Raw genomic sequence first — 23057 nt, forward strand, 5'->3', positions numbered from 1 at the left:
CCATCTATGATCGACCGCTATCTGCTGCGCTATTTCCTGGCCGTGCTCGACTGCGGCAGCTTCTCGCGCGCGGCGGCGCAGGTGAACGTCGCCCAGCCGACGCTGTCGGTCGGCATCGCCAAGCTGGAGCGGCTGCTCGGCGCCAAGCTGTTCGAGCGTACCAGCCAGCGCGTCCACCTGACCGAAGCCGGCACCCGCTTCGCCGCCCATGCCCGCCGCATCGAAAGCGAGTTCAACCTCGCCGAGGCGGCGATGCTCGGGGTCGAGCCGGCGCGCGTGCTGCGCCTCGGCGTGCTCGCCACCATCCCCAGCGTCGCACTGGCCACGCTGGCGGAGGCGTCCGGCGACGACCGGCTGGAACTGGTCGAGGGCACCGAACGCAGCCTGCTCCAGCGCCTCGCCCGCGGGCGCATCGACGTCGCGCTGACCCTGGTGCGCGGCGACGCCGACCGTTTCGCGCAGGAGCCGCTGTGGAGCGAGGGCTACCGCCTCGCGCTTCCCGCCGGCCATCGCCTTGCCGGGGAGGACAGCATCGCGGCCGAGGCGCTGGCCGGCGAGGCGATGATCGTGCGCCGTCATTGCGAGGCGTTGGCCGAGACCAGCCGCCATTTCATCGAGCGCGGCGTGCGCCCGTTCCTCGCCTTCAAGACCACCAATGACGATCGCGCGCTGGAGCTGGTCCGCGCCGGGCTCGGAGTGACGGTGATGCCGGAAGCGCATGCGCTGGCGGGCGTGGCGAGGCCTCAGCTCGCGGGCTTCGCCGCGCGCCGGACGATCGGGCTGGTGTGGGCGGCCCATGCAGAACCGCTGCGCCATGCCGGTGGCGGGGTGATCGAGGCTCTTCGCACGTCAAATTCGGCTTGATCGCCGATTTTGTCGAAAGCCATAGAACACGGGGCTTGTTTCCCATCCGTAACCAGATCAGCCTTTCTCACAACATCCTCATATATCGGCGTATTAATCCGCGGTTCAGTTTCACGTTAACCATCACCCGCGCAAATAACTAGGAACCTGCATTTACGATCATCGTTTTCTCCGCCGGTGTTTAAGGGAGATTAGTTATGCGTAAGCTTGGCTATATGATGCAGGGCCTGCTTGCGGCCTCCGCCCTGGTGATGGCGGCGAGCCCGGCTCTTGCCGGTGATGAGGAGCGCGCCCGCGCCGCCATCGCCGAGGCGCAGGGCAAGATCGATGCTGCCCAGCGCGTGAAGGCCACCGACGTCTCGCCGGGCGTGATCGCTCGCGCCCAGGCTTCGCTCCGCCTCGCGCAGGAGGAGCTGAAGAGCGGCCATGAGCAGCGCGCCATCCAGGCGGCGATCGAATCGCAGCAGATGGCCGACACGGCGCTCGGCCAGGCGCAGCAGCAGGCCAGCCGCCAGTCCGAGATGCAGGCGGCGAGCGTTGCCAGCGCGCAGCAGCAGGCCGATGCCGCCAACGCCCGCGCCGAGGCGGCCGAGCAGGCCGCCGCAGCCGCCGCAGCCGACGCGCAGGCCGCGCGCAATACGCCGCCGGTGGTCGTCGCCACCGCGCCGCAGCCGCCGGCGCCGCCCCCCGTCACGACCGTGACCACCGAGACGGTGAAGACCACGCCCGTCGCGCGCACCTCGACCACGGTGAGCAAGCCGAAGGTCGTCCGCCGCACGCAGACCGCCACGCGCCCCCGCGCCGCGGTGACGGAAAAGACCACGACCACGGTCACGACGATGCGCTGAGGCGCCTCGTCGCGACCGGGGGATGGCCGGCGGTTCCCGATGGAATCGCCGGCCATTGCTTGTCCGCTCAGGCGCGCCGCGGCATAGTCGGCGCTCTGGGGAGGACTGAATGATAAGAACAATGATAGTGCTGATCGCGCTCGCCGCCTGCGGGACGGCCGCCGGGGCGCAGACATTCGCGGTGCGTTGCAAGGGCACCGATTTCTCGGACGATACGACCAGCGGCGTGGTGGTCGCCGGCAAGCATGCGCTGGACTGGCAGACCTACGTCATTGATACCACCGCCAGGCACGTCTCCCGCCTGGTTCCCGAGCGCAAGGCGCTGATCGACCTGTGTGACCTGACCAGGCCGTCCTGCAACATCGACGTCACCGGCGGCTATGTTCAGCTGGACGGCGTCGCCGACAAGGACGGGCTCAAAGCCGGCGTCGCCTTCGAGTATAACAGCCAGAACAACGTCGCCCTCCACGAAGTCAATGTCGACTATGACGATGGGCGCTACGTCCACATTCGCTGGCAGATGAGCTGCGAAAAGACGGCAATGCCGGCGTTATAATCTGTCCGCGGCAACCGTTCGCGACACCGACATCGTCATCCTGTGGGCCGGCGCCGGGTTCAACCCAGCAGCCGCTCCACGATCACGTCCGCCGCCTGTTCCGGCGTCAGCCCGGTGGTGTCGATGTGTATCTCCGCCTCCTCGGGCGGCTCATAGGGACTGTCGATGCCGGTGAAGTTCTTGAGCTGGCCCGCCCGCGCCTTGGCATAGAGGCCCTTGACGTCGCGCCTCTCCGCCTCCGCCAGCGGCGTGTCGATATGGACCTCGATGAACTCGCCCGGCGCCATCATCTGGCGCACCATCTGCCGCTCGGCGCGGAACGGCGAGATGAACGCGGTGATCACGATCAGCCCGGCGTCGGTCATCAGTTTCGCCACCTCGCCGACCCGGCGGATATTCTCCACCCGGTCGGCATCGGTGAAGCCGAGGTCCTTGTTGAGGCCGTGGCGGACATTGTCGCCGTCGAGCAGGAAGGTGTGGCGGTTCATCCGCGCCAGCTTCTTCTCGACAAGATTGGCGATGGTGGACTTGCCGGCGCCGGACAGGCCGGTGAACCACAATACCGCCGGCTTCTGGTTCTTGAGCGCGGCATGCGCCTCGCGCGTCACGTCCATCGCCTGCCAGTGCACGTTCTGCGCACGGCGAAGCGAGAAGTGCAGCATGCCCGCCGCCACCGTGGCGTTGGTCAGCCGGTCGATGAGGATGAAGCCGCCAAGGTCGCGATTGTCGGCATAGGCCTCGAACACGATGCCGCGATCCACCGAGAGATTGGCGACGCCGATCGCGTTCAGCTCCAGCGTCTTCGCCGCGAGATGTTCCAGCGTGTTGACATTGACCTGATATTTGGGCGCCTGCACCTGCGCCGACACCGTCTGGGCGCCGATCTTCAGCCAATAGGCGCGGCCGGGCAACATCGCCTCGTCGGCCATCCAGATGATCGTCGCCTCGAACTGGTCTGCGACCTGCGGCGGGGAATCCGCTGCGGCGATGACGTCGCCGCGCGAACAGTCGATCTCGTCGCTGAGCGTGAGGGTGACGGACTGACCGGCCACCGCGCGATCGAGGTCGCCGTCGAGCGTGACGATACGCGCCACGGTCGAGGTCCGCCCCGAGGGCAGCACCCGGACGGGGTCGCCGCGCGCCACCGTTCCGCTCGCGATCAGGCCGGAAAAGCCACGGAAATCGAGGTTCGGGCGGTTCACCCATTGCACGGCCATGCGGAATGGCCGCGCCTGATCCGCAGTCTCGTCGAGTGGCACATCTTCCAGATGGGCGATGAGGCTGGGTCCGCCATACCAGGGGGTGTTGGACGAGGGACCCGTGATGTTGTCGCCCTTGAAGCCGGAGATCGGCATGGCGATGAAGTCGTCGATCCCGATCGTCCGTGCGAAATCGCGATATTCCCCGACGATCGTATCGAAGATGTCCTGGCTGTACCCGACCAGGTCCATCTTGTTCACCGCCAGCACGATGTTGCGGATGCCGAGCAGGTGGACGAGATAACTGTGTCGCCGGGTCTGGGTCAGCACGCCTTTGCGCGCATCGATAAGGATCACGGCAAGGTCGGCGGTGGACGCGCCCGTCACCATGTTGCGGGTATATTGCTCATGCCCGGGGGTGTCGGCGACGATGAACTTGCGCTTCTCCGTAGCGAAGAAGCGATAGGCGACGTCAATGGTGATGCCCTGCTCGCGCTCGGCGGCGAGGCCGTCGACGAGCAGCGCGAAGTCGATCTCCTGGCCCTGCGTGCCGACGCGCTTCGAATCCGATTCCAGCGCGGCAAGCTGATCCTCGAAGATCATCTTGCTGTCGTAGAGCAGCCGCCCGATCAGCGTCGACTTGCCGTCGTCCACCGAGCCGCAGGTGATGAAACGCAGCAGGCTCTTGTGCTGGTGCCGCGCGAGATAGGCGTCGATATCCTCGGCGATCAGCGCCTCGGGACGGTAGGAGGACGGCTCCGACATCAGAAATAGCCCTCCTGCTTCTTCTTTTCCATCGAGGCGGACTGATCGTGATCGATCGCTCTCCCCTGCCGCTCGGAGGTGGTGGCGAGCAGCATCTCCTGGATAACCTCGGACAAGGTGGCCGCCTCGCTCTCCACCGCGCCGGTGAGCGGATAGCAGCCGAGGGTGCGGAAGCGGATCGAGCGTTCCACCGGCACCTCCCCCGGCTTCAGCGGAAAGCGATCGTCATCGACCATCAGGATCAGTCCGTCGCGCTCCACGGTGGGGCGCTTCGCTGCGAAGTAGAGCGGCACGATCGGCACGTTCTCCAGCTGGATATATTGCCAGATGTCGAGTTCGGTCCAGTTGCTGATCGGGAAGACGCGAATGCTTTCGCCCTTGGCCTTGCGGGCATTATAGAGGTGCCACAATTCCGGCCGCTGGTTCTTCGGGTCCCAGCGGTGATTGGCCGAGCGGAAGGAGAAGACACGCTCCTTGGCGCGGCTCTTCTCCTCGTCGCGGCGTGCGCCGCCAAAGGCCGCATCGAAGCCATATTTGTCGAGTGCCTGTTTCAGCCCCTCGGTCTTCCACATGTCGGTGTGCAGCGCCGAGCCGTGATCGAACGGATTGATGCCGCGCGCCTGCGCCTCGGGATTGTGATGGACGAGCAATTCCATGCCGCTCTCGGCGGCCATGCGATCGCGGAGCGCGTACATGTCGCGGAACTTCCACGTCGTATCGACATGCAGCAGCGGAAAGGGCGGCGGCGACGGGAAGAAAGCCTTGCGCGCCAGATGCAGCATCACCGCCGAATCCTTGCCCACCGAATAGAGCATCACCGGCCGCTCCGCCTCGGCGACGACCTCGCGCATGATGTGGATGCTCTCGGCCTCGAGCCGCTGGAGATGGGTCAATGCTGCGGTCATGCTGCGGGGTCCGTATAGAATTGGCGCAGGGCCGGCGCCGGCGCGCCGCCGGTGGCGACGAAGCCGGGATTGCGATAGCCGGGCTTGCCATAGACGAGCGCGGCGCCGTCCAGGTCGAAGGTCATGCCGCCGGCGGCGCGCAGGATCGCGTCGCCCGCTGCCGTATCCCATTCCATGGTCGGCCCGGCGCGGGGATAGAGATCCGCCTCGCCTGCCGCCACCAGCAGGAACTTGAGCGACGAGCCGACCGACAGCCGCTCGCCCGCGCCGCAATGATCCAGATAAGCGTCGGTCTCGGGCGTGCAATGCGACTTCGAGGCGACGGCACGCGGGCTTCCGGCGGGCTTGCCGCAGCCGAGCGGCGCCGCCGGGCCGAGCACGCCCGCCGCCGGCAGCGCCGCCGAGCGCGCCAGCCGGCTCGCCACGTCCGCCCAGTAGATGCGGCCGCGCGCCGGCGCATAGACCACGCCGATGACCGGCGCGCCCTTCTCGATCAGCGCGATGTTGACGGTGAAGTCGTCGCCGCCGCGTACATATTCCTTCGTCCCGTCCAGCGGGTCGACGAGGAAGAAACTGGCGCAGGGCTCGGGTACGAAACCGGCCGCCGCCGCCTCTTCCGCGACCACCGGCACGCCCGGCGCGGCCGTGGCGAGATGGCGCAGGATCACCGCCTCGGCCTCACGATCGGCGGCGGTGACCGGGGACAGATCGGCCTTGTGCTCGGCGGTGATGCCGGCGTCGCGATGCCGCATCACCACCGCGCCGGCCTCGGCGGCGGCGGCGATCAGCGCATCGATCAGGGCGGTGGAGGTCATCACGGTTCCGGTCATATTGGGCCGCATCTACACATCTGGAGGGGCGGCAGGGACATGAAAAACTTGGGGGTGGCGAAGCCGAGGCTTCACGATAGCTTGGCTGGAGAATTCAATCGGACGGCCATCATGATTCGACGCATCCTCGCCATTGCTGCCTCGCTCTGCCTCGCCACAACCGCCATCGCGCAGGAGCCGGCGCCCGCCCCGGCGCCGGCGCCCGCCGCCGCTCCCAGGCCGGCGACTGTGAAGGTGACGCTGCAGACCAGCGAGGGCCCGATCCTGCTCGAGCTGGAGAGCGAGCGGGCGCCGAAGACGACCGCCAACTTCCTGCGCTATGTCGACCAGAAGCGCCTCGATGGGACCAGCTTCTACCGCGCCGTGCGCACCACGCCCGACCCGCTGCCGGAGGGGATGAAGGAAAGCGGGCTGGTGCAGGGCGGCGTGCGCTTCGACCCCAAGCGCGTGCTGCCGTCCATCCCGCACGAGCCGACCACCCAGACCGGCCTCTCCCATGTCGACGGCACCATCTCGATGGCACGCAACGCGCCGGGCTCGGCCAATGGCGATTTCTTCATTGTCGTCGGCGACACGCCCTCCATGGACGCCGATCCCAGGCTGCCCGGAGACAATCTCGGCTTTGCCGCATTCGGCCATGTCGCCGAGGGCATGGACGTCATCCGCAAGATCCTGCTCGCGCCGACCTCGCCGACCGAGGGCGAAGGCGTGATGAAGGGCCAGATGCTGAGCCCGGTGGTGAAGATCATCACCGCGCGGCGCACGCAATAAGGCGCGCCCTTATCGAGGCGAAAAAGCGGTCGCCGGGGGGGAGGCATGGTGATGAAATGGCAAGGGATGAAAGGGATGAAGTCGCCGTCACCTTCGGCGTGACGCCGCTCATCAGGCTCAAACGCTACACGACGGTCGTTCATGTCCGCAAAAGCCGACTGGCCTTCGCGATAACCCTGCCGCTCCACGTCACCGGCTACGCGCTGCCCCTCATTGCTTTCGGGCGGATGCGCGGCTTCCCCTTTCCGGGGCTGGCCAATCACACCGGCGTCGTCCTGCTCGGGTCGTTCTGCACGGTGGCGATAATGTTCGGGCTCTTCATCATCGGCAGGCGCGAGGTCATCCCGACCGCCGACCTCGACCGCGCGGGCGTGAGGTCCCTGCCGACCTACACCTATACACTGCTGTTCTGGGCGCTGGTGATGCTCGCCGCGGCGTTCTGGCCGGCAGGCATTAGCGGCCCGCCCGGCCAGCCCGCCAATGCCGCCGCCGCCGAGGCTCAATTCGCGCCATACCCCCCGCCCAGCGCCCGGATCAGCGCCACCGCCGCGCGCATCCGGCTGGTCTGCACGGTGAGCAGGTCCTGCGCGGACTGAAGGGCAGCGGTCTGCGCCGTCACCACGTCGAGATAATCGGATGCGCCGTCGCGGTAGCGGGTGATGGCAAGGTCGCGAGTGCGCTCCGCGGCGAGCACCGCGTCGCGCTGGTCGCTGGACTGGGCGGCGAGGTAGCGGCTGGCCGCGAGGCCGTCCTCCACGTCGCGAAAGGCGGTGAGCACGGCCTGGCGATATTGTGCGGCCGCCTCGTCATATTCGCCGCGGCTGATACCGAGGCGCGCGCGCCGCGCGCCCCCGTCGAACACCGCCAGCGCCGCCTGCAGCGGGCCGAGCGCCCAATAGGTCGCCGGCGTCGAAAACAGGGCGCCGGATACCGCCTCGAACCCGCCCGATCCGCCCAGCGTCACATTGGGGAAGAAGGCAGCGCGCGCCGCGCCGATGCGGGCATTGGCGGCGAACACCCGGCGCTCGGCGGCGGCGACGTCCGGCCGGCGCTGCAACAGCTCGGACGGCGCACCGGCAGGCACCGGCGGCGGATCGAGCCGCTGGTCGACCGGCGCCAGCGCGAACACCGACGGGTTGGCGCCGATCAAGGCGGCGATCTCATGCTCGACCGCGGCACGGCTGGCAGCGACGGCGGAGAGCTGGGAGCGGGCATCGGCCAGCACCGTGTCGGCGCGGCTGACATCGAGTCCGGACGCAACCCCGCCCTCGTGCCGCGCCCGGGTCAGCTCCTGCGCGCGGCCGAACGCCTCGACCGTCTGGTTGAGCAGGGTCGCCTGGGCGTCGAGGCCGCGCAGCCGGTAATAGGCATCGGCCAGCGCGGTGTGCAGGCTGAGCCGTGCCGAGGCGAGGTCGGCGGCGCTCGCCTCCGCATCGGCGCGGTCGGCGCGCACCGAATCCCGGATGCGGCCCCACAGGTCGACCTCGTAGCTGAGCGACCCGCCGACGGTGACGTCGGTGAAGGTGCTGGCCGCGCTGGCATTGGGCCGCCGCGCCGACTGGCGCTCCCGCGACACGCCGCTGCCCACCGACAGGCTCGGATAGAGATCGGCGGCGGTCAGCCGCGCATTGGCGCGCGCCTGTTCGAAACGGGCGAGCGCGGCGGCCAGCGTCGGGCTGCCCGCCTCGACCCGGGATTCGAGATCGTTGAGCACCGGGTCGTTGAAGATCGTCCACCAGTCGCCGCGTGGCGCGGCATCCTGCGGGGCGGCGGCGGACCAGCCGCTTGCCTCCTTGAAGGCGGCCGGCGCGGTGGCGGCGACGGTTGCCGGCGGCACATAGGTCGGCGCCATCGAGCATCCGGCAAGCAGGCCCGCAACGAGGCCGGCAATCGCCTTACTTGGCCGCCGCACTGCCGCCCCCCACGCGCACCTGGTCGCCATTGTCGAGCGCGTCCGGCGGAGAGTTGATGACCCGCTCATTGCCGGCAAGCCCCGAGGTCACCTCGATCTCCGCGCCCTCGTCGCGACCGACCGTCACGGTACGGAGCTGGACGCGGCCATTGGCGTCGACCACCGCCACCTGCGGCCCCTCGTCCTTGAAGATCAGCGCCGTCGACGGCAGCTTCATCGTGCCCGCGGCGCTCGAGAAGGGGAACTGGACCTGGGCATAGGCGCCCGGCTTCAAGGCGCCGTCGCGGTTGTCGGATTGCAGCTCGACGAGCACCGTGCCGGACTGCTGGTCGACGGCGCGGGCGGTGCGCGTCACCTCGGCGGCGAATTTGCGACCCGGATATTCGGGGAGCGTCAACGTCGCCTGCAAGCCGGTATGCACCTCCGCCGAGAAGCCCTGCGGCACGCGGACATAGGTGCGCATGCGATGCACGTCCGAGACGGTGAACAAGGGCTGGGCGGCGGCGCTGCCCGCGGTGACCAGCGCGCCGATCTGCGCCGAGCGGCTGGTGACGACGCCGGCGAACGGGGCCTCCAGCCGGGTGAAGCCGGTCAGCGCCGTCAGCCGGCGCACATTGGCGGCCTGGGCGTTGGCGACGGCGGTCTTGGCGGCATAGTCGCCGGCCTTCTCGTCGGCTTCCTGCTGCGACACTGCATCCTTGGCGCGCAGCGTCTTCCAGCGTTCCGCCGTCGTCTGCGCGAGCCGCTGCTCGGCGAGCGCGGTCTGGTAATCGGCATGGGCCTGCTGGAGCTGCTGCTCGATCTCCGGCGCGTCGAGAATGGCAAGCGTCTGGCCGGCCTTCACATTGTCGCCGATATCGGCCAGCCAGCGGCGCACATAGCCGTTGGAGCGCGCGTAGATCGGGGCGGTGTTGAACGCCTGGACGTTGCCCGGCAGCGTCAGCCCCTCGCCGGTCTTGCTGCGGCTCGGCGTGATGATGTCGACGGTCGGCACTGCCGCATCCGCGGCGGTGGCGATCAGCGCGTGATCATTGCTGTTGCGCGCCGTGATACCGGCGGCGACCACCGCGATCGCCAAGACCGCCGCGCCGATGCCGGCGAATTTCAGGTTCCGGGATTGCCGCTCGTCAGACATGGGTGGGGGCAAGCTCCTGAGCAGGGGTTTTCGCTACGCGGCCATGGCGGTGGACGAAGCTGAACACGGCGGGCACGAAGAACAAGGTCGCGACGGTCGCCACCAGCAGGCCGCCGATCACGGCGCGGCCGAGCGGCGCATTCTGCTCGCCCCCCTCGCCGAGGCCGAGGGCCATGGGCAGCATGCCGATCATCATCGCCAGCGCCGTCATCAGCACCGGGCGAAAGCGCACTGTCCCGGCCTCGAGCGCCGCCTGGAAGGAGTCGCCGAGTTCGGCGAGCCTTTCGCGCGCGAAGCTGACGACGAGGATCGAATTGGCGGTGGCCACACCCATGCACATGATCGCGCCGGTCAAGGCCGGCACCGACAGGGTGGTACCGGTGATGAACAGCATCCACACGATGCCGGCGAGCGCGCCCGGCAGCGCAGTGATGATCACGAACGGATCGAGCCAGCTCTGGAAGTTGACGACGATCAGCAGGTAGATCAGCACGATCGCCGCCGCGATGCCGAAGCCCAGGCCGGAGAAAGCGGTGGTCATCGTCTGGTACTGGCCGCGCAGCGTCACCGTGACGCCCTGCGGCTTGTCCTTCTCCATCGACTTGATGATCCGGCGCACGTCATTGGCGACGGCGCCGAGGTCGCGGCCCTGGGGCGTGGCGTAGATATCGACCAGCGGCTGGATGTCGTAATGGCTCACCACCGGGTTGGTGTTCGTGCGGCGCACCGTGGCGAGGCCCCCGAGCACCTGCGACACCTTCGCGTTCGCACCCGATACCGGCACGTTCTGCAGCTCGCTGATCGAGCCGATGCGGTATTCCGGCGTCTGCGCGACGAGCGCGTAGGAGACGTTGTTCTCCGGGTTCAGATAGAAGACCGGCGCGGTCTGCGAGGTGCCCGCAAGCGAGCTGGCGAGGCTGTTCGTCACGTCGCGCTGGGTCAGGCCATATTGGCCGATGCGGCTGCGGTCGACATCGATGTTGAGCTGCGGATAGCGCGCCGATTGCTGGATGCGCGCATCGGCAAGCCCCGGCACGGCGCGGATGCGGCGCAGCAGCTTCTGGGCATAAGCGAGGTTGGCCGAGCCCTTGCGGCCGGCGATCTGCACGTCGATCGGGGCCGGCGCGCCGAAGTTGAGGATCTGGCTGACGATGTCCGCCGGCAGGAAGGCGAAGGTCGAGCCTGGAAAGCTCTTCGGCAGCTCGCGGCGGAGCGTCGCGACATAGTCGGCGGTCGGCGCGTGCTCCTTGTTGAGCGTGATGAGGATGTCGCCGTCCTGCGGGCCGATCGTGCCGGTGTTGTTGTAGGCAGTGTTGAGGCCGCTGTTCGGCAGGCCGACATTGTCGACGATCGTCGACAGTTCGGCGCCCGGGATGATCTGGCGGATGCGGCGGTCGATGCGGTCGAACTGCGCCGCCGTCTCCTCCACGCGCGAGCCGATCGGCCCGCGCACATGGATGGCGATCTGGCCGGCATCGACGTTGGGGAAGAAGTTGCTGCCGAGGAACGGCACGAGCAGGAACGACAGCAGCACCACCGCCATGAAGCCGGCCATGAACGGCTTGCGGCTCCTCAGCGCGCGGGTGAGGAGATCGCCATAGCCGGCGCGCACCTTCTCGAACCGTGCCTCGAAGCCGCGCTGGAAGCGGACCAGAGGATTGCGCGACGTGGTGCTGCCGGCGGCATGGGCGTCCTCGCCGGGCTTGTGCGGCTTCAGAAGATACATCGCCATCGTCGGCACCAGCGTGCGCGACAGGATGAACGACGCGATCATCGCGAACACCACCGACAGCGCCATCGGCACGAACAGGAAACCCGCCACGCCCGGCAGGAAGAACATCGGCACGAACACGATGCAGATGCACAGCAGCGAGACGAACGCCGGCACCACGATCTGCGCGGCACCGTCCATGATCGCCTCCAGCACGCCCTTGCCATGCTCCAGGTGCCAGTTGATGTTCTCGATCGTCACCGTCGCATCATCGACGAGGATGCCGACGGCGAGCGCGAGGCCGCCCAGCGTCATCACGTTCATCGTCTGGCCGAATACCGACAGCGCGGTGATCGCCGCGAGAATGGCGAGCGGGATCGAGATGGCGATGATCACCGTCGAGCGCCACGACCCGAGGAACAGCAGGATCATCAGCGAGGTGAGCGCGGCCGCGATCGCGCCTTCCTTCACCACGCCTTCTACCGCCGCCTTCACGAACAGCGACTGATCGCCGATGAACGCCACCTGCAGCCCGTTGGCGAGGCCCTCGACGATGTCCGGCACTTTGTCCTTGACGCCCTGGACGATGGCGAGGGTCGAGGCGCTGCCGTTCTTGAGGATCGACATCAGCGCGGCGCGCTGGCCGTTGACGTGGACGACATTGGTCTGCGGCGCGCTGCCGTCGCGGACATTGGCGACGTCGCGCATGTAGATGGTGGCGCCGTTCACCACCTTCACCGGCAGGTTGTTCAATTCGGCGATCGAGCCGGGCGCGTTGTTCAGCTTGACGCTGTACTGGTAGCTGCCAATCTTCACGAAGCCGACCGGATTGATCTGGTTCTGCGCGGCGAGCGCGGCGCCGACATCCTGGGCGGACAGGCCCTTGGACTGCAACGCCTCGGGATCGATGTCGATCTGGATCTGGCGCTGCCGCCCGCCATAGGGGAACGGCATCGCCGCGCCCGGGACCGTGACCAGCGCCGGGCGGATCTGGTTGTTGCCGAGATCGAACAGGGCCGACTCGCTCAAGCCCTTGCCGGACAAGGCCAGCTGGATGATCGGCACGGTGGCGGCGCTGTAGTTGAGGATCAGCGGCGGGTTCACGCCCGGCGGCATCTGGCGCAGCACGCTCTGCGACACCGCCGTCACCTGGGCGTTGGCGGTGCGGATGTCGGCGCCCGGCTGGAAATAGATCTTCACCACGCCGATGCCCTGCATCGACTGGCTCTCGACATGCTCGATGTCGTTGACCGTGGTGGTCAGCGTGCGCTCATATTGGGTGATGATGCGGCCGGCCATCTCGTCCGGCGCCAGGCCCGAATATTGCCACACCGCCGCGACCACCGGCACCCGGATGTCCGGAAAGATGTCCACCGGCATGCGCGCCGCCGACAGGATGCCCGCGATGGCGATGAAGATCGCCATGACGATGAACGTCAAGGGTCGCTGGAGCGCTATACGGACAAGGGCAATCATCGGAATAAACTCCCGCGTACCGCTCCGATGCGTTGGGCTGCACTATGGCGACGGCCCCGATGCGGGGCCGCCCATATCATGGAGTGTTGATGTTGCAATGCAACTCACCTAATCGCACGTCCAATACATGATTCGGCTTGATTAATAGCATCGGCGAATGGATCGATGGAACTGCGCCACATCCGCTATTTCGTGACTTTGGCGGAAACGCTGCATTTCGGTCGCGCTGCGGATCTGCTCGGCATGTCCCAGCCGCCGCTCAGCCAGCAAATTCGTGCGCTGGAAGAAGAGCTTGGCGCGCGCCTGTTCGAGCGAACCAGTCGCCGCGTGCGGCTGACCGAGGCTGGCCAGCTGTTCCTCGCCGAGGCCGAACGGCTGCTCAACCAGGCCGATCGCGCCGCCGCAGTGGTACGCCGCGCCGCCCATGGCGAGCGCGGCCAGCTCAAGCTGAGCTTCACCGCATCGGTGCCGCTGGTGCCCAAAGTGGTCAACGCGGTGTTCGCATTCCGCAACGCTTATCCGGAAGTGCGACTCGATCTTACCGAGATGACGCGCAACGCGCAGCTCGCCGGGCTCGAGGCGGGCGAGCTGTGCGTCGGCTTCGTGCGCGGCTTCGATCCCCCGCCGATCGCCGACCATCTGACGATGGTCACCGTGCTGGAGGAGGGGCTGGTCGTGGCGATGCATCGCGACGATCCGCTGGCCCAGCGCAACGGCGCCATCTCGATCGCCGATCTCGCCCATTCCGCCTTCGTCCTTTACGAGCGAGATCTCGGCGCCGGCTTCAACGAGCATATCGATCTGCTCTGCCAGGCGGCCGGGTTCCGCCCGCGCGTGGTGCAGGAGACGCGGGGCCTGTCGATGCTGCTCGGCCTCGTCGGCGCGGGGCTTGGCGTCACGGTGATCTCGCGGTCGCTCAGCGCGCTCGGGCTCGAGAACGTCGTCTATCGCCCGCTGGAGGGAGGAGGCACGATCAGCCGGCTGTGGATGGTGCACCGCACCAGCCCGGGCTCGACGAGCAGCAACTTCATCCGCCTCGTCGGCCAGAGCTAGGCGGGTCGCAAAGCCCGCTTTTTTGCCCGGCGCATCTTGCATCGGGCAGGCCGCATGCCATCCTTACGACATGGCTCACCCCTCGGATCGTTGCGATGTCACGAACATCGCGCTCGACGCGGTGATCCATGTGCCGCCCCAGCATAGGAGATCTTCATGGACTATCGGCAGTTCGGCCGCTCCGGCCTCCGCGTGCCGGTGCTCAGCTTCGGCACGGGCACGTTCGGCGGCAGCAACGAGTTCTTCCAGAGGTGGGGCCAGGTCGATGTCGCCGAGGCGACCCGGCTGATCGACCTCTGCCTGGATGCGGGTGTCAACCTGTTCGACACCGCCGATATCTACTCGCGCGGCGCGTCCGAGGAGATTCTCGGCCAGGCTTTGAAGGGCAAGCGGGACCGCGCGCTCATTTCCACCAAGTCCACGTTCCGCTTTGGCGACGATCCCAATGATGTCGGCTCGTCGCGCTACCATATCGTGCGTTCGGTCGAAGCCAGCCTGAAGCGGCTCGGCACCGATCATATCGACATTTATTTCATGCACGGCTTCGACGCCCTGACCCCGGTGGAGGAGACGCTGCGCGCGCTGGACGATCTGATCAGCGCCGGCAAGATCAGCTATATCGGCGCTTCCAACTTCTCCGGCTGGCAGCTTATGAAATCGTTGGCAACGTCCGAGCGCTACGGCCTCGGCCGCTATGTCGCCTACCAGGGCTATTATTCACTGGTCGGCCGCGACTACGAATGGGAGCTGATGCCTCTCGGCCTCGATCAGGGCGTGGGGCTGATGGTGTGGAGCCCGCTCGGCTGGGGGCGGCTGACCGGCAAGATCCGGCGCGGCCAGCCCAACACCAGCGGCCGCATCGCCTCCGGGGGCGAGGTCGGCGGCCCGGCGGTGGACGAGGAGCATCTCTACACCGTCGTCGATGCGCTGGACGAAATCGCCCAGGAGACCGGCAAGACGATCCCGCAGGTCGCGCTCAACTGGCTGCTTACCCGCCCGACCGTCGTCAACGTGGTGGTCGGCGCCCGCAACGAGGAGCAGCTCACCCAGAATCTCGGGGCGATCGGATGGACGCTGACGCCCGACCAGGTGGCCAGGCTCGACGCCGCCAGCCGCCGCGATCCCGCTTATCCCTATTGGCACCAGATGGGCTTTGACGAGCGCAATCCCAAGCCGACCGCCTGGTGATGCGCGCACCCGAGCTCGACACGCTGCTGGTCAAGGAAGGATTGCCGCCCGCCTATGCCCGCGCCATCGACAATGCCTGGGCGCCGCTCGCCGAGGCCATTGCCCGGCGGCAGGCAGCGGCGGGGCGCGGCATCCTGGTCGGCATCAACGGGCCGCAAGGCAGCGGCAAGTCGACCGCCTGCCTGTTCCTGGAGGCGCTGCTGCATGGACAGCATGGGCTGCGCGTCGCCACACTCGGCCTCGACGATCTCTACCTGACCCGGGCCGAGCGGCACGAGCTGGCGCGCGGCGTTCACCCGCTGCTCGCCACGCGTGGCGTGCCCGGGACGCATGACGTCGCACTCGGCGAGGCGGTAATCACGGCATTGCTGTCGGGCCATGGCGCCGTTTCCGTGCCCCGCTTCGACAAGGCGATCGACGATCGCGCGCCGGAGGCTGAGTGGCCGGCGGTGGAAGCGCCGCTCGACGTGCTGCTGTTCGAGGGCTGGTGCATCGGCGCCGGCCCTGAGGACGAGGCGGCGCTGACCGGCCCGATCAACGCGCTGGAAGGCGAGGAGGATGGCGATGGACGTTGGCGCCGGGGCGTCAGCGCCGCGCTTGCCGGCCCCTATGCGGCGCTGTTCGCCCGCCTCGACTATCTCGCCATGCTGCGCCCGCCGGGGTTCGAGCAGGTGCTGGAATGGCGGCTGGTCCAGGAGGCGAAGCTGCGCGCCGCGCGCGGCCCGGACGCCGGCATGAGCGACGCTGCGATCGCGCGCTTCGTCATGCATTATGAGCGGCTGACCCGCCACATGCTCGCCGCCCTGCCCGCGCGCGCCGACGCGGTGGTGCCGATCGACGCCGATCATCGCGTCGGTACGGTGGCGTTCCGCGGCTGAACGCGGTCGCGCGGGCGGAGCGGCCTTACCGCTCGGTGGCCGTCAACGTCTTGCCGTCGATCACCGTGACGCGATCGGTCAGGCGATTGGCGACATAGGCCCTGTCGCGCTCGGCATCGACGGCGATCGCCCAGGGTCCGCGTGAGGTGGGCAGCGTCGCCTTCACCCGGTTGGTGCGCCCGTCGATCACCGACACGCTGTCGGCATGGGTGTTGACGACATAGACGGTGTTGGTGCGCGCATTGACGGCGAGCTGCTGCGGCCACAGGCCGACCGGCACGGTGGCGATCGGGCGGTTGGTGTTGCCGTCGATCACGGTCACGTCGCTGCTGCCGTAATTGACGACATAGACGCGGTTGGTGACGACGTCGACCGCCGCCGCCATCGGCGCATCGCCGACGCCGATCGTCGAGACGGTGTTGGTCCGCGTGTCGATCGCGGTTACCATGTTGTCATTCGGCGAAGGCAGGTACAGCATGTCCGTCTTCTCGTTGAAGGCGGATTCCCACTGGTGCCAGCCCGGGACCTCGAGCCGTGTCGACTGATTGGTGGCGCCGTCGACGATGGTCAGGAAATTATCCTCGTAGCCGACGAAATAGACCTTGTTCTGCCTGACGTTGACCGACAGCGAATTGCCCTCCGTCCCCGCCTTGATGACCGTTACCTGCTTCGTCGCGAGATCGATCACGGATGGATCGGTGCCCGTGCTGGCCGAGACATAGAGCTTGTTGGTTGCCGGGTTGAGCGCGGTCAGGCTGCCGCGACTGGCAGGCAAGGTCTCGACCACGGCGTCGCTGTCCGGATCGATCACCGAGACGGTGCCCGGCCCCCGGTTCATCGCATAGACGCGGCCGTTGCGGGGATCGAAGCTCAGCGACTTCACATTGGCGCCGGTGGCGAGCGTTTTCGCCTTGCCTGCGGCATCGATGATCCGGACCACGCCGAGATCGGGGAAGACGGCGTAGGCCTTGCCGCTCCGGGGATTGACGACGACGCCCTTGGGCGCATCAGTCACCCCGACTTCGGCCCGCAGCCCGGTGCAGCCGAGCAGCGCGGCCAGCGTCGCGGCCAGCACGCGGCGGCGGCGGTGGACAATCGACATGGTAGCTCCTCCCCCGTTCGGCAAACCACAATATACAGTTTATCCGCCGCGTCACCCACGTAGCAGCGCGATTTCGAGGTGACTTTCCGGGGTTACACCGCATAAACTGAATACAAAGCCAGCCCTGATGGAGGTCTCCGGATGCCCGCCCCTTTTTCGCGCATCGCGCTGCTGCCTGCGGCCGCGATGCTGGCGCTGTCCGGCGGTGCCGCCGCCCAGGCGCCGGCGCGGCCCAGGGTGCTGGCCTTCTTCTATCCGAGCGGCGAGATCGACCATTACATGTTCGCCCGCGAGGCGATCCGCAAGTTCGACGCCCGCGCCGAGGCGCAGGGCTACAGTTTCGTCGCCACCAGCGACTGGGACGAGCTGAACGACGCCAGGCTGAAGAACGTGAAGCTGGTCGTCTGGCTGAACGGCCTGCCGCGCACCGCCGAACAGCAGGCTGCGTTCCAGCGCTACATGGACAGGGGTGGCGCGTGGCTCGGCTTCCATATCTCCGCGCTCGGCGCCAATGACTGGAGCTGGTACCACAAGGCATTCCTCGGCGGCGCGATGATGTCGAGCGGCGCCCTGGCGGGCAGCAACTGGCCGTCGCTGCCGGGCCGCGTCAATGTCGACGATGCCGCCCATCCGGTGATGCGCGGGGTGCCGCAAAGCTTCATCACGCCGATCACCGAATGGTACGGCTGGACGCCCAGCCCGCGCGCCAACCCGGACATCAAGGTGCTGCTGACGCTCGACAAGTCCAACTTTCCGATGGGCGCCAAGAACATGCTCAACGGCGGCGACATACCCGTCGCATGGAGTAACCGGCGTTACCACATGCTTTACCTGAACTACGGCCACGGCGACCGCATCTATACCAGCCCGGCGCTTGTCTCGATGATCGACAATGGCGTGCGCTGGCTCCTCTCTGGTGCCAATTGAGGCGGTGCACGAAAGACACCACATCTGTCGATAACGCAACTTGCGGCTCATGCCCCCCTCGCTGATTGTTCGCGCGGGGGCTGGCGGTGAAGGTCATAAGGCCACCGCAAAGCCGCAGGCCAAAAGAGGCCATCCGCCCGTACGCAGCCGAGAGAAGCGCGGGGGACGGATGGTCATCTTTCCTTGTCATGTCGCCGGCTGCTAATCGCTGGGCCAGATGAGCGCTCCGATCCACCCGGCCGCCGCCGCGGCGGGCCTGCCGCGGCGGGCACAGGCGGTGTCACTGATCGTCGCCACCGCCTTCTTCATGGAGATGCTGGACGGCACCGTGATCACCACGGCGCTGCCGCAGATGGCGGCGGATTTCGGCACGAGCCCCGTGGCGCTCAACCTCGGCATCACCGCCTATCTGCTGGCGCTGGCGGTGTTCCTGCCGGTGAGCGGCTGGATCGCGGATCGCTTCGGCGGACGCGCGGTGTTCGTGACGGCGCTGGCCGGGTTCGTCCTCGCTTCGCTGGCCTGCGCGGCAAGCGGCTCCCTCCCCGCCTTCATCGTCGCCCGCGTGGCGCAGGGCATGGCCGGCGCGGCAATGGTGCCGGTCGGGCGGCTGATCGTGCTGCGCACCACCGACAAGCGCCATCTGATGCAGGCGATGGCGCTGATCGTCTGGCCGGGACTGGTGGCACCGGTGCTGGGCCCCCCGGTCGGCGGCTGGATCGTCACCCGGTGGAGCTGGCCGTGGATCTTCCTGCTCAACCTGCCGATCGGCCTCGCCGCGATCGTGGCGACCCTGGCGCTGGTGCCGGATCACCGCCCGGCGCAGGCACGGCCGCTGGACTGGACGGGGGTGGTGCTGAGCGGGCTCGCGCTGGCGCTGCTCGTCTACGGCATCGACGCGCTTGGCCATGGCCGGCATCCGCCCCTGCTGGCGGCCGCCCTGATCGCGGCGGGCTTCGCGCTGGGCTGGCTCGCCGTGCGGCATTTCCGGCGGCATCCGACGCCGCTCCTCGATCTCGCCCCCTTCCGCATTCCCACCTTCGCGGTGGGCATGCATGGTGGGTCGGTGGCGCGCGTCGCGATCGGGGCGACGCCGTTCCTGCTGCCGCTGATGTTCCAGATCGGCTTCGGCTGGGATGCGCTGCGGGCGGGATCGCTGCTCCTCTGGATGTTCGCCGGCGATCTGGCGATGAAGCCGATCAACAACCGGGTGCTGCGCCGCTTCGGCTTCCGGCGGGTGATGCTGGTCAATGGCGTGCTGCTCGCCGCCTCCATCGCCGCCTGTGCGCTGCTGACGAAGGCCACGCCGCTACCGCTGGTGGCGCTGCTGCTGTTCGCTTGCGGAGGGTTCCGCTCGATGCAGTTCACCGCGATCACCGCCATCCAGTTCGCCGACGTGGCGCAGGACAAGATGGCCGGCGCGAACACGCTCGCCAACATGGTCACCAAGCTGAGCCTCGGCCTGGGCGTGGTCGCGGGTGCGGCCGCGCTCAACCTCGGCGCGGCATTGCGCGGCGATGCCGGCGGGGCGCCGCAGCCGGCCGACTTCCGCCTCGCCCTGCTCGGCCTTGCGCTGGTGGCCCTGCTGGCGCTGCGCGACACTGCCCGGCTGGACCGCGACGCCGGCCGCGCACTCAGGGTCTGAACCCTATCGGCGGGCGGAGCCCATGCGCCGCGGAACGAGCGGCACATCCACCGCCGCCGCCGCCTCCGCGACCGCATCGGCGAGCAGATGATGGGCCGGAGACATGGCGCAGGCCGGGTCGACCGCGGCTGCGTCGCCGGCGATCGCCAGCGCCTGGCAGCGGCAGCCGCCCCAGTCGAGCTCGCGCCGGTCGCAGCTGCGGCAGGGATCGGGCATCCAGTCCGTGCCGCGATAACGGACGAAGGCGTCCGAATGCTGCCAGATATCGCCCAGCGTTTCGTCGCGGACATTGGGGAAGGTGAAGCCCGGCAGCGTCTCGGCGGCGTGGCAGGGCAAGGCCTTGCCGGCGGGCGACACGTTGATGAAGCGATTGCCCCAGCCGCCCATGCAGGCCTTGGGCCGCCTGGCGTAATAATCGGGCACGACATAGTCGATGATGATGCGGCCCTTCAGCCGGACACGCGCCGCCTCGACGACGGCCGTGCAATGTTCGAGCTGGGCCAGAGACGGCAGCAGCGCGTTGCGATTGACGAGGCCCCAGCCATAATATTGGACGTGCGCGATCTCGATCCGCTCCGCCTGCAATGCCTCGCCCAGCGCGATCATCGCCTCGACGCGTTCGGCATTCTGCTTGTGGACGACGAAATTGGCGGTCAGCGGCAGCCCGGCCTCGCGAATACGGCGCGCGGCGGCGAGCTTCTTGTCATGACCGCCGCGATAGCCACCGATGAAATCGGCGCCTTCCACCTCGGCATCCTGGAAGCTGAGCTGGATATGATCAATGCCGGCATCGAGCAGTTGCGCCAGCGCCGCGTCGGTGAGCTGGACGCCGGAGGTGATGATGTTGGTGTAGAGCCCCCGAGCGCTCGCATGGGCGACGAGATCGACGAGGTCGGCCCGCGCCATCGGCTCGCCGCCCGAGAAATGCACCTGTAGCACGCCGAGCGCGGCGGCCTGATCGAGCACGGCGCGCCATTCGTCGGTGGAAAGCTCCGCGCTCGCCCGCTCCAGCTCCAGCGGGTTGGAACAGTAGAAGCATTGCAGCGGGCAGCGATGCGTCAATTCCGCGATCAGCCCCATCGGCGGGGCGGCCACAGGCCCCGGGTTCAGCATTGCACCGCTCCGCGCGCCTTGAGATCGTCGAAGGTGGCGATGACGTCAGGCGCGATCACCTCGCGCGGGGCATCGAAGCGGGCGACGAGATCGTCGATGATCGCCGCGATCGACCGCTTTCCATCGACCAGCTTGAGGATTTCCACCGCCGTCTCATCCGGCATGAACAGCCGCTCGGGGGCGAGCAGCACCCAGGCGTCGCGTACTTCGTCGCGGCGGAACTTCACGCCGCGGCGGAAGCTGGGGATGGCGGCCTCCTCGGTCACGCCGCCTCCGGCACGAATGCGCCCGGCGGCACGAAGCCGGGCGCGACATAGGCATAATAAAGCCCGTCGAGCTGGCTCCACAGCACGTCGCATTTGAAGCGAAGCGCGGCGAGCACCGCCTGCTGCTTCTCCACCGCGTCGGCATGCGCCTTCACATAAGCGAGCGCGAAGTCGCTGTCGCGCGGCGCCTGGGTGAGACGCGGCGTGAAGTAAGCCAGCGTATCCTCATGGATCCATTCGTAATTGCGCAGCATGCCGGACACCCGCTCGGCGATGATCGTCGGGGAGAACAGCTCGGTGAGCGACGAGGCGACCGCTTCCAGCAGCGACCGGTCGCGCACGAAATGGACATAGGCGTCCACAGCGAAGCGCGTTTCCGGCAAGATCTCGGCGGTGGAGACGGCGCGCGCCGGGTCAAGGCCGACGCCTTCGACCAGCTTCAGCCAGCGCTCAATGCCGCCGGGCCGGGTGCCGTCGCCATCATGATCCTCGATGCGGCGGCGCCATTCGCGGCGCAGCTCGGCGGTCGGCAGGCGGGCGAGCAGGCTCGCGTCCTTCACCGGGATCTGCGCCTGGTAATAATAGCGGTTGAGCGCCCAAGCCTGCACCTGCCCGCGCGTCAGCTTGCCGTCGTGCAGCAACCGATGGAACGGGTGATTGCTGTGATAGCGCTCGGCGCCGATGCGGCGCAGCGCCTCCTCCAGCTCCTCCGGCGACAGCAGCTCCATGCTCACAACGACAGCTCCAGTCCATCATGGCCGACGATCCAGCCCGCGGCCTCGGCCTCCGCGCGCTCGGGCGAGTCGGCGAGCAGCACCGGGTTGCTGTTGTTCATGTGGATGATCACCTTGCGACCGACCGGCGTGCCGGCCAGCGTCGCGATCGTGCCCTCAGGCCCGCCGAGACTGAGATGACCCATGCGCCGCCCGGTCTTGTGGCTGAGGCCGGCCCGGACCATCTCGTCGTCGCGCCACAAGGTGCCGTCGAAGAACAGCAGGTCCGCGCCTTCGATCCGCGCCAGCAGCTCGGACGTGAACGCCGCGCAGCCGGGAATGAACAGCATGCGCTTGCCCGCGGCGTCGGCGATCTCCAGCCCGACCGTCGTGCCGTCGACCTGGATGACGGGCATGCCGTCACCTTCCTCAAGATAGAGCGGCACCTTGCCGGCCACGGCGAACAGGGTCGCGGTGAGCGCATCGTCGAGGGCGAAGGGCCGGTCGAGCGCTTGGGCGCGCCGCTCGACCACGTCGCGGGCGAGCACCTCGAAGATCGGGTTGTCGTCGAGCACGCCGAGGATGCGCTGCGTCGCGTGGAGCAAGAAGGGCTGGCGCTCGCGCATCGTCAGCAGGCCGGCGACGACATCGACATCCCCGCCGGTCAGCACCACGCCGGCGATCGGCGTTGAGCGCAGTCCGTCGCGCGGATGAAGGGCAGGCGTGCGCTGGATCTGCTGGCGCAGGTCAGGCGAAGCGTTGAGGAGGAACCAGCGCTCGCCCTCGGCGCTGACGGCGATGCTGGCCTGGGTGCGCGATTCGGCGGCCGGATCGCCTGCGCGTGCGCGGCGGCAACCCGGCCCGTTCGAGTTCCACTGGGGGAAGCCGCCGCCGGCGGCCGCCCCCAGAACCACGATTTTCATCGGTGTTGTGAATGGCTTAGGCGGTCAGCTCGGCGCAGGCGTAGCAATTGATCTCGGCGCCGAGCGCGACTTCGACGATCTTCGGGGTCTTCCAAGACATATTATACTCCTCACCTCGGTGTGCGGTGGTTCATTCCGCACTGGAAATAAGGGGGATGTAGCGCGCCTCTGCAAGGGAAATCCGTGCGGGCGTGCGCCGAGTTGAGGCCACGGCACGGCCGGCGCTGGCGGATCGACGCCTGCCGCTATCGGCTTTATCCGTTCTCATCGTATACAGTTG

The 23057-nt window shown here is 67.9% G+C and carries 22 protein-coding genes; 10 read left to right on the plus strand and 12 right to left on the minus strand.

Annotation, left to right across the window (positions count from 1 at the left end; translation table 11 throughout):
* Positions 1-6 precede the first annotated feature (6 nt).
* The 3 genes from KOF26_RS02205 (at position 7) to KOF26_RS02215 (ending at position 2268) form a co-directional block, all read left to right on the plus strand.
* Positions 7-864: a LysR family transcriptional regulator gene (locus tag KOF26_RS02205; protein ID WP_216319237.1), complete on the plus strand. Its 858-nt coding sequence runs from the start codon at positions 7-9 to the stop codon at positions 862-864.
* Between the two features lie 197 nt (positions 865-1061).
* Positions 1062-1712 (plus strand): hypothetical protein, encoded by a 651-nt coding sequence (locus tag KOF26_RS02210; protein ID WP_216319239.1) that lies wholly within the window; start codon positions 1062-1064, stop codon positions 1710-1712.
* A 109-nt stretch (positions 1713-1821) separates the two neighbouring features.
* A complete protein-coding gene (locus tag KOF26_RS02215) occupies positions 1822-2268 on the plus strand; it encodes a hypothetical protein (RefSeq protein WP_216319242.1) in 447 nt (148 codons plus the stop codon).
* A 59-nt stretch (positions 2269-2327) separates the two neighbouring features.
* Here the strand turns inward: KOF26_RS02215 and cysN are convergent, their stop codons facing one another.
* From cysN to cysQ, 3 genes are read right to left on the minus strand one after another with little or no spacing between them, the layout of a single operon-like run.
* The gene (gene cysN / locus KOF26_RS02220) at positions 2328-4232 is read right to left on the minus strand and encodes a sulfate adenylyltransferase subunit CysN (RefSeq protein WP_216319245.1); all 1905 of its coding nucleotides are present in this window, start codon (positions 4230-4232) and stop codon (positions 2328-2330) included.
* Positions 4232-5137, minus strand: a complete 906-nt coding sequence (cysD, locus tag KOF26_RS02225; protein WP_216319248.1) for a sulfate adenylyltransferase subunit CysD — start codon at positions 5135-5137, stop codon at positions 4232-4234. Before cysD ends, cysN begins: the two co-directional genes overlap by 1 nt.
* Positions 5134-5967 (minus strand): 3'(2'),5'-bisphosphate nucleotidase CysQ, encoded by an 834-nt coding sequence (cysQ, locus tag KOF26_RS02230; protein WP_216319251.1) that lies wholly within the window; start codon positions 5965-5967, stop codon positions 5134-5136. Before cysQ ends, cysD begins: the two co-directional genes overlap by 4 nt.
* A gap of 111 nt (positions 5968-6078) precedes the next feature.
* On the opposite strand from cysQ, the gene KOF26_RS02235 reads away from it, so the two are divergent.
* Together KOF26_RS02235 and KOF26_RS02240 are read left to right on the plus strand one after the other, a co-directional pair.
* Positions 6079-6738: a peptidylprolyl isomerase gene (locus tag KOF26_RS02235; protein ID WP_216319254.1), complete on the plus strand. Its 660-nt coding sequence runs from the start codon at positions 6079-6081 to the stop codon at positions 6736-6738.
* A 56-nt stretch (positions 6739-6794) separates the two neighbouring features.
* A complete protein-coding gene (locus KOF26_RS02240) occupies positions 6795-7334 on the plus strand; it encodes a hypothetical protein (RefSeq protein WP_216319256.1) in 540 nt (179 codons plus the stop codon).
* Here the strand turns inward: KOF26_RS02240 and KOF26_RS02245 are convergent.
* Genes KOF26_RS02245 through KOF26_RS02255 form a run of 3 tightly spaced genes read right to left on the minus strand, consistent with a single transcriptional unit; the run spans position 7238 to position 12972 of the window.
* Complete coding sequence (locus KOF26_RS02245) at positions 7238-8680, minus strand: efflux transporter outer membrane subunit (RefSeq protein WP_216319260.1); 1443 nt, start codon at positions 8678-8680, stop codon at positions 7238-7240. The two genes, KOF26_RS02240 and KOF26_RS02245, sit on opposite strands and share 97 nt — an antisense overlap.
* Positions 8634-9785 carry an efflux RND transporter periplasmic adaptor subunit gene (locus KOF26_RS02250; RefSeq protein ID WP_216319263.1) on the minus strand — a complete coding sequence of 384 codons (1152 nt, stop codon included), beginning with the start codon at positions 9783-9785 and terminating at the stop codon, positions 8634-8636. Before KOF26_RS02250 ends, KOF26_RS02245 begins: the two co-directional genes overlap by 47 nt.
* Positions 9778-12972 carry an efflux RND transporter permease subunit gene (locus tag KOF26_RS02255; protein ID WP_216319265.1) on the minus strand — a complete coding sequence of 1065 codons (3195 nt, stop codon included), beginning with the start codon at positions 12970-12972 and terminating at the stop codon, positions 9778-9780. The genes KOF26_RS02250 and KOF26_RS02255 overlap by 8 nt, the downstream gene beginning before the upstream one ends.
* 165 nt (positions 12973-13137) lie before the next feature.
* Between KOF26_RS02255 and KOF26_RS02260 the strand changes: the two genes are divergently transcribed.
* From KOF26_RS02260 to KOF26_RS02270, 3 genes are all read left to right on the plus strand, one after another.
* Positions 13138-14025 (plus strand): LysR family transcriptional regulator, encoded by an 888-nt coding sequence (locus KOF26_RS02260; RefSeq protein WP_216319267.1) that lies wholly within the window; start codon positions 13138-13140, stop codon positions 14023-14025.
* Between the two features lie 156 nt (positions 14026-14181).
* Entirely contained in the window at positions 14182-15213 is a 1032-nt protein-coding gene (locus KOF26_RS02265) for an aldo/keto reductase (protein WP_216319269.1), read from the plus strand.
* The gene (locus KOF26_RS02270) at positions 15213-16091 is read left to right on the plus strand and encodes a kinase (RefSeq protein ID WP_253200957.1); all 879 of its coding nucleotides are present in this window, start codon (positions 15213-15215) and stop codon (positions 16089-16091) included. The genes KOF26_RS02265 and KOF26_RS02270 overlap by 1 nt, the downstream gene beginning before the upstream one ends.
* 25 nt (positions 16092-16116) lie before the next feature.
* On the opposite strand, the gene KOF26_RS02275 is transcribed toward KOF26_RS02270, so the two are convergent.
* Positions 16117-17193, minus strand: a complete 1077-nt coding sequence (locus KOF26_RS02275) for a YncE family protein (RefSeq protein WP_216319271.1) — start codon at positions 17191-17193, stop codon at positions 16117-16119.
* A 141-nt stretch (positions 17194-17334) separates the two neighbouring features.
* Here KOF26_RS02275 and KOF26_RS02280 point away from each other — a divergent pair, with 141 nt between their 5' ends.
* Together KOF26_RS02280 and KOF26_RS02285 are read left to right on the plus strand one after the other, a co-directional pair.
* Positions 17335-18120: a ThuA domain-containing protein gene (locus KOF26_RS02280; RefSeq protein WP_216319273.1), complete on the plus strand. Its 786-nt coding sequence runs from the start codon at positions 17335-17337 to the stop codon at positions 18118-18120.
* A 217-nt stretch (positions 18121-18337) separates the two neighbouring features.
* On the plus strand, positions 18338-19762 hold the full coding sequence (locus tag KOF26_RS02285) for an MFS transporter (protein ID WP_216319275.1): 1425 nt from the start codon (positions 18338-18340) through the stop codon (positions 19760-19762).
* Positions 19763-19765: 3 nt separating this feature from the next.
* Here KOF26_RS02285 and pqqE read toward each other — a convergent pair whose 3' ends face one another.
* From pqqE to pqqA, 5 genes are read right to left on the minus strand one after another with little or no spacing between them, the layout of a single operon-like run.
* Positions 19766-20875, minus strand: coding sequence for a pyrroloquinoline quinone biosynthesis protein PqqE (gene pqqE / locus KOF26_RS02290; protein WP_253200959.1), 1110 nt, complete (start codon positions 20873-20875; stop codon positions 19766-19768).
* A complete protein-coding gene (gene pqqD / locus KOF26_RS17265) occupies positions 20869-21141 on the minus strand; it encodes a pyrroloquinoline quinone biosynthesis peptide chaperone PqqD (protein WP_363181628.1) in 273 nt (90 codons plus the stop codon). Before pqqD ends, pqqE begins: the two co-directional genes overlap by 7 nt.
* A complete protein-coding gene (gene pqqC, locus KOF26_RS02300) occupies positions 21138-21869 on the minus strand; it encodes a pyrroloquinoline-quinone synthase PqqC (protein WP_253201056.1) in 732 nt (243 codons plus the stop codon). The genes pqqD and pqqC overlap by 4 nt, the downstream gene beginning before the upstream one ends.
* A gap of 2 nt (positions 21870-21871) precedes the next feature.
* A complete protein-coding gene (gene pqqB / locus KOF26_RS02305) occupies positions 21872-22777 on the minus strand; it encodes a pyrroloquinoline quinone biosynthesis protein PqqB (RefSeq protein WP_216319283.1) in 906 nt (301 codons plus the stop codon).
* A 16-nt stretch (positions 22778-22793) separates the two neighbouring features.
* Complete coding sequence (gene pqqA / locus KOF26_RS17370) at positions 22794-22877, minus strand: pyrroloquinoline quinone precursor peptide PqqA (RefSeq protein ID WP_216319944.1); 84 nt, start codon at positions 22875-22877, stop codon at positions 22794-22796.
* Positions 22878-23057 lie beyond the last annotated feature (180 nt).

Source organism: Sphingomonas quercus (genome assembly GCF_018863195.1).
GTDB classification, from domain to species: Bacteria; Pseudomonadota; Alphaproteobacteria; order Sphingomonadales; family Sphingomonadaceae; genus Solisphingomonas; species Solisphingomonas quercus.

What these genes read in the sequence shown, in the direction of transcription:
- KOF26_RS02205 (WP_216319237.1), top strand. Translation starts at nt 7, where the DNA reads ATGATCGACCGCTATCTGCTGCGCTATTTCCTGGCCGTGCTCGACTGC.
- KOF26_RS02210 (WP_216319239.1), top strand. Translation starts at nt 1,062, where the DNA reads ATGCGTAAGCTTGGCTATATGATGCAGGGCCTGCTTGCGGCCTCCGCC.
- KOF26_RS02215 (WP_216319242.1), top strand. Translation starts at nt 1,822, where the DNA reads ATGATAAGAACAATGATAGTGCTGATCGCGCTCGCCGCCTGCGGGACG.
- cysN (WP_216319245.1), bottom strand. Translation starts at nt 4,232, where the DNA reads ATGTCGGAGCCGTCCTCCTACCGTCCCGAGGCGCTGATCGCCGAGGAT.
- cysD (WP_216319248.1), bottom strand. Translation starts at nt 5,137, where the DNA reads ATGACCGCAGCATTGACCCATCTCCAGCGGCTCGAGGCCGAGAGCATC.
- cysQ (WP_216319251.1), bottom strand. Translation starts at nt 5,967, where the DNA reads ATGACCGGAACCGTGATGACCTCCACCGCCCTGATCGATGCGCTGATC.
- KOF26_RS02235 (WP_216319254.1), top strand. Translation starts at nt 6,079, where the DNA reads ATGATTCGACGCATCCTCGCCATTGCTGCCTCGCTCTGCCTCGCCACA.
- KOF26_RS02240 (WP_216319256.1), top strand. Translation starts at nt 6,795, where the DNA reads ATGGCAAGGGATGAAAGGGATGAAGTCGCCGTCACCTTCGGCGTGACG.
- KOF26_RS02245 (WP_216319260.1), bottom strand. Translation starts at nt 8,680, where the DNA reads ATGGCGACCAGGTGCGCGTGGGGGGCGGCAGTGCGGCGGCCAAGTAAG.
- KOF26_RS02250 (WP_216319263.1), bottom strand. Translation starts at nt 9,785, where the DNA reads ATGTCTGACGAGCGGCAATCCCGGAACCTGAAATTCGCCGGCATCGGC.
- KOF26_RS02255 (WP_216319265.1), bottom strand. Translation starts at nt 12,972, where the DNA reads ATGATTGCCCTTGTCCGTATAGCGCTCCAGCGACCCTTGACGTTCATC.
- KOF26_RS02260 (WP_216319267.1), top strand. Translation starts at nt 13,138, where the DNA reads ATGGAACTGCGCCACATCCGCTATTTCGTGACTTTGGCGGAAACGCTG.
- KOF26_RS02265 (WP_216319269.1), top strand. Translation starts at nt 14,182, where the DNA reads ATGGACTATCGGCAGTTCGGCCGCTCCGGCCTCCGCGTGCCGGTGCTC.
- KOF26_RS02270 (WP_253200957.1), top strand. Translation starts at nt 15,213, where the DNA reads ATGCGCGCACCCGAGCTCGACACGCTGCTGGTCAAGGAAGGATTGCCG.
- KOF26_RS02275 (WP_216319271.1), bottom strand. Translation starts at nt 17,193, where the DNA reads ATGTCGATTGTCCACCGCCGCCGCCGCGTGCTGGCCGCGACGCTGGCC.
- KOF26_RS02280 (WP_216319273.1), top strand. Translation starts at nt 17,335, where the DNA reads ATGCCCGCCCCTTTTTCGCGCATCGCGCTGCTGCCTGCGGCCGCGATG.
- KOF26_RS02285 (WP_216319275.1), top strand. Translation starts at nt 18,338, where the DNA reads ATGAGCGCTCCGATCCACCCGGCCGCCGCCGCGGCGGGCCTGCCGCGG.
- pqqE (WP_253200959.1), bottom strand. Translation starts at nt 20,875, where the DNA reads ATGCTGAACCCGGGGCCTGTGGCCGCCCCGCCGATGGGGCTGATCGCG.
- pqqC (WP_253201056.1), bottom strand. Translation starts at nt 21,869, where the DNA reads ATGGAGCTGCTGTCGCCGGAGGAGCTGGAGGAGGCGCTGCGCCGCATC.
- pqqB (WP_216319283.1), bottom strand. Translation starts at nt 22,777, where the DNA reads ATGAAAATCGTGGTTCTGGGGGCGGCCGCCGGCGGCGGCTTCCCCCAG.
- pqqA (WP_216319944.1), bottom strand. Translation starts at nt 22,877, where the DNA reads ATGTCTTGGAAGACCCCGAAGATCGTCGAAGTCGCGCTCGGCGCCGAG.